This is a genomic window from Methanofollis fontis, from assembly GCF_004297185.1.
Classification (GTDB): Archaea; Halobacteriota; Methanomicrobia; order Methanomicrobiales; family Methanofollaceae; genus Methanofollis; species Methanofollis fontis.
The window spans coordinates 528,893-540,867 of the sequence record NZ_PGCL01000003.1 but is presented as its reverse complement, the minus strand read 5'-3'; the positions used below and the strand labels follow the sequence as shown (position 1 = coordinate 540,867).

The 11,975-nt window shown below is 56.3% G+C and carries 13 protein-coding genes; 5 read left to right on the top strand and 8 right to left on the bottom strand.

The genetic code is table 11. From position 1 onward, the window contains the following. Nucleotides 1-4: 4 nt before the first annotated feature. The 6 genes from CUJ86_RS09495 to CUJ86_RS09470 are packed head-to-tail and all read right to left on the bottom strand — an operon-like array spanning nucleotide 5 to nucleotide 6,955. A complete protein-coding gene (locus tag CUJ86_RS09495) occupies nucleotides 5-1,339 on the bottom strand; it encodes a phenylacetate--CoA ligase family protein (RefSeq protein WP_130647322.1) in 1,335 nt (444 codons plus the stop codon). Further along, nucleotides 1,339-2,496 (bottom strand): glycosyltransferase, encoded by a 1,158-nt coding sequence (locus CUJ86_RS09490; protein WP_130647321.1) that lies wholly within the window; start codon nucleotides 2,494-2,496, stop codon nucleotides 1,339-1,341. The genes CUJ86_RS09495 and CUJ86_RS09490 overlap by 1 nt, the downstream gene beginning before the upstream one ends. Further along, on the bottom strand, nucleotides 2,493-3,590 hold the full coding sequence (locus CUJ86_RS09485; protein ID WP_130647320.1) for a DNA topoisomerase IV subunit A: 1,098 nt from the start codon (nucleotides 3,588-3,590) through the stop codon (nucleotides 2,493-2,495). The genes CUJ86_RS09490 and CUJ86_RS09485 overlap by 4 nt, the downstream gene beginning before the upstream one ends. Continuing rightward, nucleotides 3,587-5,386 carry a DNA topoisomerase VI subunit B gene (locus CUJ86_RS09480; protein WP_130647319.1) on the bottom strand — a complete coding sequence of 600 codons (1,800 nt, stop codon included), beginning with the start codon at nucleotides 5,384-5,386 and terminating at the stop codon, nucleotides 3,587-3,589. Before CUJ86_RS09480 ends, CUJ86_RS09485 begins: the two co-directional genes overlap by 4 nt. Then, entirely contained in the window at nucleotides 5,373-6,605 is a 1,233-nt protein-coding gene (gene hisS / locus CUJ86_RS09475) for a histidine--tRNA ligase (RefSeq protein WP_130647318.1), read from the bottom strand. The genes CUJ86_RS09480 and hisS overlap by 14 nt, the downstream gene beginning before the upstream one ends. A gap of 41 nt (nucleotides 6,606-6,646) precedes the next feature. Then, a complete protein-coding gene (locus CUJ86_RS09470; RefSeq protein ID WP_130647317.1) occupies nucleotides 6,647-6,955 on the bottom strand; it encodes an ABC transporter permease in 309 nt (102 codons plus the stop codon). A gap of 48 nt (nucleotides 6,956-7,003) precedes the next feature. On the opposite strand from CUJ86_RS09470, the gene larB reads away from it, so the two are divergent. The 3 genes from larB to CUJ86_RS09455 are packed head-to-tail and all read left to right on the top strand — an operon-like array spanning nucleotide 7,004 to nucleotide 9,625. Beyond that, on the top strand, nucleotides 7,004-7,780 hold the full coding sequence (larB, locus tag CUJ86_RS09465; RefSeq protein ID WP_130647316.1) for a nickel pincer cofactor biosynthesis protein LarB: 777 nt from the start codon (nucleotides 7,004-7,006) through the stop codon (nucleotides 7,778-7,780). Then, the gene (locus CUJ86_RS09460; RefSeq protein ID WP_130647315.1) at nucleotides 7,777-8,283 is read left to right on the top strand and encodes a nicotinamide-nucleotide adenylyltransferase; all 507 of its coding nucleotides are present in this window, start codon (nucleotides 7,777-7,779) and stop codon (nucleotides 8,281-8,283) included. Before larB ends, CUJ86_RS09460 begins: the two co-directional genes overlap by 4 nt. Nucleotides 8,284-8,314: 31 nt before the next feature. Then, nucleotides 8,315-9,625: a coiled-coil domain-containing protein gene (locus tag CUJ86_RS09455; RefSeq protein WP_130647314.1), complete on the top strand. Its 1,311-nt coding sequence runs from the start codon at nucleotides 8,315-8,317 to the stop codon at nucleotides 9,623-9,625. Here the strand turns inward: CUJ86_RS09455 and CUJ86_RS09450 are convergent. After that, nucleotides 9,579-10,334: a metallophosphoesterase family protein gene (locus CUJ86_RS09450; RefSeq protein ID WP_130647313.1), complete on the bottom strand. Its 756-nt coding sequence runs from the start codon at nucleotides 10,332-10,334 to the stop codon at nucleotides 9,579-9,581. The genes CUJ86_RS09455 and CUJ86_RS09450 overlap by 47 nt on opposite strands. Before the next feature lie 52 nt (nucleotides 10,335-10,386). Between CUJ86_RS09450 and CUJ86_RS09445 the strand changes: the two genes are divergently transcribed. Further along, nucleotides 10,387-10,731, top strand: coding sequence for a hypothetical protein (locus tag CUJ86_RS09445; protein ID WP_130647312.1), 345 nt, complete (start codon nucleotides 10,387-10,389; stop codon nucleotides 10,729-10,731). Between the two features lie 24 nt (nucleotides 10,732-10,755). Next, a complete protein-coding gene (locus CUJ86_RS09440) occupies nucleotides 10,756-11,235 on the top strand; it encodes a hypothetical protein (protein ID WP_130647311.1) in 480 nt (159 codons plus the stop codon). A gap of 266 nt (nucleotides 11,236-11,501) precedes the next feature. On the opposite strand, the gene CUJ86_RS09435 is transcribed toward CUJ86_RS09440, so the two are convergent. Beyond that, a complete protein-coding gene (locus CUJ86_RS09435) occupies nucleotides 11,502-11,822 on the bottom strand; it encodes a hypothetical protein (RefSeq protein WP_130647310.1) in 321 nt (106 codons plus the stop codon). Between the last annotated feature and the right edge of the window lie 153 nt (nucleotides 11,823-11,975).

The following is an 11,975-nucleotide window of genomic DNA, read 5'->3' as shown; positions in this document are numbered from 1 at the left end:
ACCATCACCGAATATCGCGGATTACAAATTTCCATTTGCCTGAAGCTGGTTTCTGAATTTTATTTACTATTTTGTACTCCACATTCCAGCCGTTACTTTTCTTCTGAATATATTTGGAGATGATTTTCAATTGGTTGGTATCAAAATTTGTTTCTGGAACGATATATATGATGATTTCATTTATTTTATCTTGTATTATTTGGAACTCTTTTACACCATTTATTTCCCAGAAAATATGGGAGAAAAACTCACCATGAATAAATAAACCCTCTGGGGTTTCTAAAAACTCCTGTTGTCTTCCGGTTATTTTTTTTAAGAGGGGGGCGTTTCTCCCGCATTTGCAGGTTTTCTCGCCTAATATTCCTCTATCGCCTGTATCATATCTAATGAACGGCATTGAATAGTTATGTAATCCCGTTACTACAATTCTTCCTTCTTCTCCCGGGGATACGGGTAAACCGTTGCCATCAACGACTTCAAGTACTGCTCGTATCATGTCAACATGCAGTCCAGAATGCTCTTTACATTCAAATGCACTTGCGCCGCCATCGTTTAATCCGTATTGATCAAATACCTCTGTTTTGAATGCTTTTTTGATCGTTTCACGCTGAAAATCGAATAATCTTTCAGCAGTGGAAAATATGCCATGTGGCCGAAACTTTAATTCAATCCCATTTTTGATGACATAATTCGCCAAAAAATATAATGACGATGCATATCCACGTATAAACTTTGGATCGAACTCGTTGCAGTCTGAAATAATTGCTGCCAAACGTGTTTCATTCATATCAAATGAGGAAAAAAAACGATGATTTGTTGCGTGACTCCATAAAAAATTTGAAATCTTAGTTTTAGGATCTGGCAGAAGAGATGAGCCAGCGATTATTGCCACTTTATCACCAAGATCATATCCTGCATATCCCCAGTTTGCATATTTTATTGCAATCCCTAGGATTTCGTCATCCAGACTAATCCTGTAATGGAGAGGTTCGCCCGTAGATCCCCCTGTAGATGTCTCCTTATATTTTTGTGTGGCAAGGTTATTTGGACAGAATTCTTTTTGATTTGTACGGATAATATCTTTAGTCAGGATAGGAATTCTCTGTAAGTCTTCGATTGAATTTATATTCTGAGGTCTAATGCCAATATCTTGAAATAAGGTTTTGTAATAGGGGACGTTTTCATAGGAATGTGATATCAATTTCCGCAGTTTTTCTTCCTGCAATTTTTTAAGAATATGATATGGCTGAAATTCATTCGCCTTTGCGAGTGAATAATAATGGTTAAAATTTCGATTTTTTAAAGAATAAGCCGAAGAAAACATTAATTTACTCAACATTAGTGCTTTCCCTCCTGGAATGACGCATATATATTCAATAAATTTTCTTCCATAATTGCCCAGTTGTATTTCTGGATTGCTGCGCGTCTGCCATTTATTCCTATTTTAACCGCTTCATCGGGGTGTGAAAATAGGCACCTAACTGCTTGATTGACTGAACTGCTGTCAGATGTATCTATTAGAATCCCACACTGAGACTCTGTGATGACCCTGCTGATTTCTGGAAAATTACTTGCCACAACTGGAAGACCACAGAGCATGTAGTCGAAAAGTTTGTTAGGTAGGCCAATGTATGAGTTGTAATGTGTGTTTTGAAATAATATCAGCCCAATTGCTCCTTCTTTAATCTGCTGATACATTTGATCGAGAGGGAGCAGACCGGTTATTGTGGTTCTTTCCTTTACATCTGAATCGGGATACTCTTCAAAAAATTTTCTGTCTGTTCTACCAATTATTTTTAAAGAAATATCCGGATATTCTTTCTTCAATGAGGATATTATCCCGGCAGCAATCTCAGTACCCTTTGAAAAACCAAGGTTCCCCCCCATATAGATCAGCATATGGGGTTTCTTGAGAATTGTTTCAGATGCAGTGATATCTGCTCGGGGAACGTTCATGATAACAGTAAAAGGCACATTTTGTTTTTGAAACAGTTCGCCCACACTATCACTTACCACAATAAGTTCATCTGAAAAATGGGCTAGAAATAGTTCAAACCTTCCAATAACTCTTTGAAAAAAGGCAGATGTACTGGGATATTTAAAAATATTCATCCTAAGTAAGTTTCCGACCATAAGCGTCCACATACTCGGCCAGTGTTCGTGTACATCAAAAATAACACGCTTTTTTTTAAGTATCTTGATTATTATGCCAATAATCAATGATTCCATCTCATGGCAATGATAAATATCTGCATCTTGGCGCAGTGCCTGTAAAAATGTCCTCCATAGGGTGATGGGGTAGAATATTTTCGCTGTAGGCGATGGCACTGTAACAACTTTTACGCCGTCGTAGATTCCATTTTGAATCTCTGAGGAGGGGGCAACAACAGTGACATTATAGTATTTTGTAAGACTTTTTGCTTCTTTGTAAAAAATGCGGTTATCAAAGGGGGGATGAAAAGTGGTCACCATACAAATATTGAATGTATCTTTCATGCGCGAAGCACCCCCATCTCCGAGAGCCGCGCCGGCAGATACTCCCGAGTCACAAAGTCCAGCCCCCGCGCCGCGAACGCCTGCTGCTCAGACTTCAGGTCCATCTCAAGCTGCAGCCCGATCTGCTCCCGCCAGTAGTCAGTTGCAAACCGGGGATCGGTCATCTCCGCCTTCAGGGCGTTCACGTCCTGCTCGGAGAGGTGGTCCGCGGGTAAATCATAGTCCCTGATATCGGCGGGCTGCACCCCCACGAACTGCGCCTGCGGTGTCGCCAGCAGTTCGGACATATGCGCCGCCTTGATCGATCCATAGGCCACCGAGGCATAAATCCGGTACGACCAGGGGTCGCCGTCGGTGAAGACCACCACCGGAAGCCCGAACTCCTCGTGGATCCGTTTGAGAAGCCGCCGCGTCGAGCGGGCGGGCTGCCCCTTCAGGTGGACGAGCGCCGCCCCGTAGTCCTCGTCGAAGCCGTTCTCGATCAGGCGGGCATACATACCGCCGGTCTCGATGGCCACGACAAATTTGGCGTCGTGGTCCAGGAATTCCAGGGCGTCGACATTGTTCGGGATCTGGTAACCGGTCTCGCCCACATCGTCCTGGCAGTGGATATCGCGCACGCCCCGGCGGGTCTTCTCACGGATCCGGATCGCCCCGAAGATCGAGGCCCCGTCCTCCTCCGGGCGGAGGTGATAGATCTCCCGCTGGATGTCGGTGAGGATCTCCAGGTCCTCCACGAGCTTGTTGGATTCGTCCTGGGCACCGAATTTCGCCCCCTTCCAGCCCTCTGAGATGTAATACATCTCTCTCAGGGTCGAGGAGCGGTTCTCGGCGAGCTGCTGCTTCAGAAACCCGATCACGTAGGCCATCTTCAGGAGGTGCGAGGCGCCCTTGGCGTTCCGGGCCGAACGCACGCTCTCCTTCTCGCCGTACTTCCAGACCTCGGATGCGTCGTCGTACTCGATGTTCTGTTTTGTGCGTGTGGGAAGGCGGATCGAGGGGATCTGCCCCTCCACCAGCTGGTCGTACCAGCGCTCGGCGATCCCCATCAATCGTTCGACGCCGGCGGCCTCCATCTCCTCCTTTGTCTTCATATGATCACCACCACTTTGCGCGACTCCTCAACACCCCTGACATCCAGCATCCCGCCGCCCCGACCCGGATATGCGACCTCCCAGCCCCCGCCAGGGGGGAGGGCGCAGTTCCAGAGGCGCGTGAACTCGCCGTCGAGTTCGCTTGAAAACTCGGGCGCCGGTTCGGCACCCTCGGCTGCATCTGTCGAGATGTCATAGATCGTCAGGACGACCTCCCGGTCGGTATGGTTCTGGACGGTGATCTGCACCCATCCATCGCGCACGCTCTTGCGCGCCACCAGCCGCCGCATGATCCGCCCCTCGATCGCTGAGATGTCGGGCACCGGGCGCTCCACGATCTCCGCCACCTTCTCGGCGATCGCCGGCATCACGGCGCAGACCGCCCGCGCCCGGTCCTCCTGCTGCCGGTTCCGGTCCCGGCGGGAGAGGTAGGTCTTCAGCTCCCGCCCCAGGTCCTGCAGGACAAGGGTGATCTCTTTCTCGATCTCGGGGATCGATGCCACGGCGTCCTTGCTCTCCGAGGTGAACGGCACGTTCGTCGAGGCCACATGCACGAGCACCAGCACCGGTCCGGTGGGGAGTCCGGACTGTGAAACTCCGTAACTCTTCCAGTTCACGCCGGCGATCCGGGCCGTGATGGCGCACGCCCCCTGCTGGTAGATCAGGGGCACCCGGTTTGCAAACCGCATCACCTGCGCTGTCCCCTCTGCATCGAGTTTGCCGCCATACCCGATCGCCGCCTCCACCACAAAGGGGTGGCCCGAGAAGACCGAGGGCGGGCGGGTGCGCGCCTTCACGAAGTCGAGCTGGAACTCCTTATCGAGCCCCTGTGTTATCAGGTCCTCGCCGATCGGCGAGAGGCACTGGCTCATCGGCGGCGCCGGCACATGCACCGCCTGCATCGCCGCAAGCAGCGCCTTCTGCGCCTCGGCGCCCACGTCTCCCATCCGCGCCCCTATCGGGAGACCGGCGGTGGCGGCGATCTCCTCAGCGGTCTTTTTGCCCACCCGGGAGAAGGAATCGACCAGAAAATCTCCGAGTTTTGTTTCAGGCGTCGACGCCGCCATCCGCTTCAGGGTGCCCAGTTCGATCCCGTGAGGGTGGGGGCGGATTGCCTGCGGTGAGCGGATCACCTCGTCCGACACCCGCTCGAAGGTCGTGGCCTCGCCGTCGATCTCGACCCGGATGCGCGCATGCGGGTTCACCACCGAGGTATACTTGAGATAATCGAGGAGACGTTTTTTCGCCGCAAGACTGCTCCTGAACTCGAGTTCGATCCTGGTGCCGTGTGTCCGGTCCCAGGCGATCTCCTCGTGCTCCAGCACATCGGGCTCGTTTGTCTCCGTCCGGATCATCAGGGAGAAGCGGTGGGCAGTGCTCTTTGCCGATGTGCGGGAGACGACCACCGCAGGCGTGCCGGTGGTGAGCTGCGCATACAATACGGCGGCGCTGATCCCGATCCCCTGCTGCCCTCGCGACTGCCGGATCTGGTGGAAACGGGAGCCGTAAAGGAGTTTTCCAAACACATACGGCACGTTCTCCGGGACGATCCCCGGACCATTGTCCTCGACGGCCACGCGGTAGGCCTCGGGGCCGATCTTCCGGACGGATACAAAGATGTCGGGGAGTACCTCCGCCTCTTCGCAGGCGTCCAGGGCGTTGTCCACCGCCTCCTTGATCGTGGTGATGATCCCCCGGACCGGGGAGTCGAAGCCCAGTAGGTGCTTGTTCTTCTCGAAGAACTCGGCGACACTGATGCTTTTCTGCTGTTTCGCAAGGTCTTCAGCGATCACCAACGCCGGTCACCTCCGAGACGGCGTCGGAAAGGGCCATCTCCCGCTGTTCGCCGGAACGGAGATTCTTCAGGGTGACCGTCCCGGCCTCTGCCTCGCGTCTGCCGATGATGCAGGCATAATCGGCGATTTTTGCCGCATGGGAGAGCTGCGCCCCCATACCGCGGTCGAGGAGATTGATCTCTGTGCGCACCCCTTCACCCCTGAATGCCCGTGCTGCTGCAAAGGCATGCACCCGCACGTCGGCAGGGGAGAGCACGGCGACGACCGGCGGGTGATCGACCGGGTGCTCGCCAAGGGAGACCATCACCCGGTCGAAACCGATGGCAAACCCGGCGCTGGCCGTGTCCTCGCCGCCGAAGAGATGGGTGAGGCGGTAGTTTCCGCCGCCGACCACCTGACTCTCGGCGCCGAGGTTGGGGGCAAACCCCTCGAAGACCATGCCGGTATAGTAGTCGAGGCCGCGCACGATCCCGAAGTTGGCGGTATACTCGATCTCCTCGCCGTCGAGTATGGCGAAGATCTCTTCGATACGCTGCTGCTCAGGGATCTGCCCGCAGATCTCAATCGCTTCTGCGGGGTTCCGGCAGGAGACCAGGCCCGAGAGGGCGCCCTCGAGATCGGTCTGGCCGCAGGACTCGAGGCATGCCGCAAGCCCGTCCATATCTCGCTTGTCCAGGTAGCCCATCACCGTCCGCTGCAGCCCGGATTCGACGTCGGAGAGCAGATGCTTCATCGGTGCCAGGAAACCGACCTTCAGGTCGAACGTAAGACCGACCGATCGCAGCACCTCGTCGGCCACCATGATCACCTCGGCGTCCGCCGCCGCCGAATCGGCACCGATCAGCTCCACACCGAACTGCCAGAACTGGCGGTAGCGCCCCTTCTGGGGACGTTCATACCGGAAACAGTCGGCGACATAGTACCAGCGCACGGGCTTGGGGATGGAGCGCCCTTCGTTGACGAACATCCGGGCGACCGAAGCGGTCACCTCCGGGCGCAGGGTCATCTGCCGCCCTCCCTTGTCCTCGAAGGTGTACATCTCCTGCTTGATGTTCTCCCCTGAACGGATGGTGAAGAGTTCGACATGTTCAAAGGTCGGAGTGCAGACCTCGCCGTAGCCCCATCTGGCCGCCGAATCGCGCATCAGGCGCTCGGCAGCACGCCGCTCTGCCATCTCTTCGGGCAGGAAATCCCGTGTACCGCGTGGTTTCTGTAGCATCAGCTCGACTCCTTCTCTATATTTGGGGGGCGCCTCTTATCTTACCTGTGCCGTACACTTCCGAGGAGGCGTTCGAGGGCGCTCTCGTCGCCCTGCCAGACCCGCTCTCTGGGTCCGCGCCCCTGCAGATACAGGGCGAGCAGCACTGCCCCGAGGGCGAGATACTCAAGTTCCTCCGACGAATATGCCATCAGAAATCCGGCAAGGGCGAGGGCGGAATAGAGCACCCCCCGGTACGCGGCCTGCCGATATCCGGGAAGTGCGGTGCGCCAGAAGATCCGGGCGTCACGCACCCAGAGAAAAAAGGTCACCGCCGTCCCGAATGCAGCCACGTAGAGGAGATAGGTCATTTCAGTGGTGATTTTATTATACGGCCACCTATATTGTAGTATTGGACCATGACCGCTGAAAAATCCCTGAAGGAGGTGCTCGCCGCCTATGCCGCGGGCAGAATCTCACTCGAAGATGCGACGGAGACGATAGCCGGACTCCGGGTTGAGCGGGTGGGCGAACTTGCCAGGATAGACCTCGGACGGGAGGTCAGGTGCGGCATCCCCGAGGTCGTGCTGGCCGAGGGGAAGGATACAGCCGATCTGGTCTCGATCATGGAACGGCATTGCAGCGCCGCCGGCCGCTGCCTTGCCACACGCGTCTCTCCTGCACAGGCGGAGGCGATCGGTATCGCTGCAGACGCCGCCGGTCTCACCGTCCGCTATGAGGAGCGGGGGCGCACGGTCGTGCTCTCGAACGGCGAACCGCCGCAACATAGGGGCGGCATCGTCTCCATCCTTACCGCCGGCACCGCCGATATCAGGGTGGCCGAGGAGGCGCGGGTGGTGGCCGAGGAGATGGGATGCGAGGTGCGGACCGCCTATGACGTGGGTGCGGCAGGCGTCCACCGTCTCTTCCCGGCGCTGAAGGATCTGGCAGGATCTCATGTCTATGTCGTCTGTGCAGGACGGGAGGGCACACTCCCGGCGGTCGTTGCCGGTCTTGTGGACCGCCCGGTGATCGGCGTCCCGGTCTCCACCGGGTATGGTTATATGGGGGCCGGAGCAGCGGCACTTGCCAGCATGCTCCAGTCCTGTGCGGTGCTGACTGTTGTGAACATCGATGCAGGCTTTGTTGCAGGGGCCCACGCCGCGCAGATTGCACACCTGGCGGAACGCGCATGAAACGGGCCTTCTATATCGGGCGGTTCCAGCCCTATCACAATGGCCACCAGTCGGTGATGGAGCGGATCGCTCCCCTTGTGGACGAGATCGTCATTGGTGTGGGGAGTGCACAGCTCTCGCACGAGGTCAATAACCCCTTCACCGCCGGAGAGCGCCTGATGATGATCGCCGCCGCCCTCCGCGAGATCGGCGTGTCCTATCACGCCGTTCCGATCGAGGACCTCAGGCGAAACGCCCTCTGGGTCTCCCATGTCTACTCGATGACGCCGTATTTTGACGTGGTCTATTCCAACAATCCCCTTGTTATCAGGCTTTTTTCAGAGAGCGGGAAAAAGGTGCAGACCCTTCCGATGTACCGACGGGAGACTCTTTCCGGCACGGAGGTGCGGCGCCGGATGCTCGCTGGCGAGGACTGGCGGAGTCTTGTCCCCGATCCGGTCGCTGCTGTGATCGACGAGATCGGCGGGGCGGAGCGCCTGCGCGCGATCTCGTCATCAGACTAACAATCCTTTATATTCAGGCACCGATAGATCGATGATGTTCAGGTTTATCAGGGGCCTTTTTGAGAAAAACGAGGAAGAAACCCTCAGCCTGACGGCAGATGAGGCCGGACTGTGGCTTGACGAGAGAGAAAAAGTGATCGAGAGTGGTCTGGCGGAAAAAACCGAAACCTGCCGGACCATTGTCTCTGAATCCCTCTCCGGTCTGGAAAATATGCGTTCCGAACTCGCAAAGGCGGAGGGGCGCGAGGATATCCACCCCAAACTCCGGAGCGTCACCGAGCGATCCCTGCCCGCCTTCCTGGCGGCGCTCGGACAGCAGACCTCCCGCTCCCTCCCCGCCGATCCCGACGAATTTTATCCGGTCGCCGCCGATATCCTCACCAGCCTGCTCAAGATCCAGAAACGCCAGGGTCGCTATCTCGCCGGAGCCTTTCCCGAGGAGATGAAGGAGATACGCGGGTTCAGCGCCGAGATCGGGCGGAGCATCAATGACCTGACCGAGGCTGTGAAAGATGCGCAGGCAGCGCGGAAACAGATCGAATCCGCCCGTGACGCCCTCTCGGCCCTGAACGGTTCATATGAAGAGATCCGTACTGTTCAGGAGAAGATGCCGGCTATACATGCTCGTATCGCTCAATCCGAGGGCGCCATCCGGGAGAAGGAGGAACTGGTCCGGGTGCTCAGGGACGATGCCGAGTATCTGGCCTGCATGGACCTTCAGGGGGAAGCGGATAGACTGGAGAAGGAAGAGGGCGCCGCAGCACAGGACCTCCGGAACCTCGGTACGCGGACAGGGCGCGTCCTGAAGAAGGCAGAAAAAATTGTCATGCGGAGCGATCGGCCAAAAGATACAAAGACGCTTTCTGCCTGTATCCGACTCCTTGAGAATCCGGGTGCCGCGGGTATCGATGCCGTCCTCTCCTCTCTTTCCCCAGCGGTGGCGATGGTGCGGGCGCAGATCGCCTCTGGTTCGCTCAGCCTGAAGGGAAAGGAGGATCTGGCGCTCTTCTGCGATGAAGAACGGCTGGAAAATGCATTTTCCGCTGCCTTTGCCAGACTTGAATCGGCCCACGAGCGCACTTCAGAGATACACAGGGAGATTCAGGGCTGCACCCTGCCCATTGAGGTGGCGGCGCTGGACAGGGAGCTCGGGGAGATCTCCGCAGCGGTAGAGGCGGACCGGACCGCCTTCAAGGAAGCCGAAGAGAGGGTGGCCCTCCTCAGCGCTGATCTCCCCCGGCAGGCGCAGGCGGTGCAGGATGCCCTCACGGCGGTTGCCGGAACTCCAGTTGATTTCAGGGACAGACATCTGCCGAAAGCCGGAGCAGAAAAAACCGCCTGAAATCGGTGATACCGATCTCAGGATGGTTGCCCATGCAGGCGCCCACCCGTATGATGGTCGGATCATTGAGGTCGATGCAGGCACATTCACCGGCGATCCCCCTCCCTGTGAGGGGGATGAAGTCCAGACCGACCCGTTTGATTATGCCCCCGTCTTTCCGGCAGCAGATGGGCGTGTGCTGGTGTCCGATGCAGAGGTGGGACAACCCGCGCCGATCCAGTTCCTCAAACGCCATCTCAGCAGTATAATGATAGCCTGAGAATGATGGGCCTGGACGGGTCGAGAGGCGCTGCCAGAATGGTTGTTCGGTCAGTCCGCCCCCGAGTCGGAGGGGTCCGCCATGCACGAACAGCATGCTGTCGATCACCGTCTCCTGCTTCATACCCCTGATCATCGAGAGGAGTGGGGACTCCCTGATCCCTTCATGCGCCTCACCGCTCCGTCTGTCCCCGCCGCTCACAGGGATGTGCCGGAGATAGGCGTCGTCGTGGTTTCCGAGGAGAAATGTAACCGGGAGTTGTTCTGAGAGCGCCTGCATCCGCTGGAGGGTCTCTTCGGGTTGATGCCCGCGCCCGAGGATGTCGCCCAGACAGACGACCCCATCGATCCCGCCGAAGACCTCGCAGAACCGCCGGTCACAGAGGAGCGCGATCACGCGGGAGAGGGCCTCTGCGTCCGCGTGAATATCAGAAAGGACACAGACCGCCATATCACTACACTATACCGCAACGTCCTTTAAAAGAGCAGCGCCATATCTACTGATGAATATTGAGCCGAGCGCGCTGGACCGGTTGTGGCTGGTTGTTCCCGCCGTTTCCTTCGGGGGGATACTGGCATCGGCGATTGCCATCACGGTCTCCGGCAGTCCGCTGTTGATCGATCACTCGCTGTGGGCGATCGGGAAATGGGCATGCATTATCGCTTCGGTTCTTCTCTGTGCCTATGCATATACGAGGAAGAGGAAGGACCTTGTTGCTCTGCTTGCCCCCGCCTATGCAGTGCTGATCTTTATGAACGGCGATTTCACCAGCGGACCTATCATGCAGGTGCTGTTTGCCGCCTCGATCAGTGTGCTGGCCGTGAGGGTGGAGAAAAGGTTTCAATAAAATCGGCTTCAGAGGGAGAGTATCATGGGACGGGCGGAGCGATTGTTTGATGCGTACTGCGAGCGGATTCGGCCGGCATGTGCGGGTATCGATAAGGAAACGGGCCATGCCATAGCGTCAGCCCTGCTCAGTTACAAGTTCGGGCTCTATGGAAATGCCGTTGAAAAGGCCGAGGCCGCTATCCGGTTGATTGAGAAAAAGGGTGCTCCAAAGGCCATTTATACGGCTCTCGGTCTTTTAAAACGGCGCGCGGCCGATCTGAAGGCGGCGGTGATCGTCTCCGAGGGACTGACGCTGTTCTCTCCGGAGGACCGGGAATATCTTGCGATGGATCTCTCTGAAGACCTGATCGAGGACCGGATCTCCTTTTCAATTGACAATGCCCTTATTCTGCTCTATGCAGTGGGACTGATCACGTCGCCCGATGACGAGCAGGCGCTCGACGAGCACCGGGGTTTTCCGATCCAGATCATCACCTCGTACAGGAAACAGCTGGATCTCTAAACATCACCCTCCGACGATACCGGGCGGGATGGAACACCACCCCCATCTCCGGGATTACCCCATCCCGCCGTGGAGAGGGGTGAATACGCTCCTTTATGGGTGATCTGAGATGAACGCCCATCCTGGATTCTCTTTTTCAAATATGATTGGACATCTCCCTCATTGCCGGCAGGGCCATATGGTCACTCTGAATCGCATGCGACCCGCCTGGAGGGACAGACGAAGCAGCTGCTCACCCATGAGTGACTGGACAAAAAAGATGGGGTTCAGAACGAATCGATGCTGATCCCTTCAAAGGAGTCGGCGATCTCCCTGACGTCCTTCATGCCGAAGGCGGTCTGAACCGAGAGGAGATCGAGTTCGGCGGCGCACGAGCACATGTAATCGATGATGTCCACCGAGAGTTCCCGGTGCTGCTTGCTCTTTCTGAGCTGGTCCATCAGGTGCGCCATCCGCTCCGGTGACTCCATCCGGATCTTTGCCAGGGAAACAACGCACATAAAGATCCGGGTGAGGTTCCTGTCCGGTCCGGTGATGGTGTCGAAGAAATTTTTGAGCACCTGTGCCTGATAGACCTCGCCGCCCATAGATATCAGACTTCTTACGTGCCTCTAAAAAAAGGTATCTATTTTCCTGGGTAAAGGGGTGGAGGGGGAGGACCCCGACCAACAGGTGCGGGGATGAAAGCGGAACCCCTTTTGTTGATTGTGATTTATGGAGAAAAATTTATTATTGCGTGC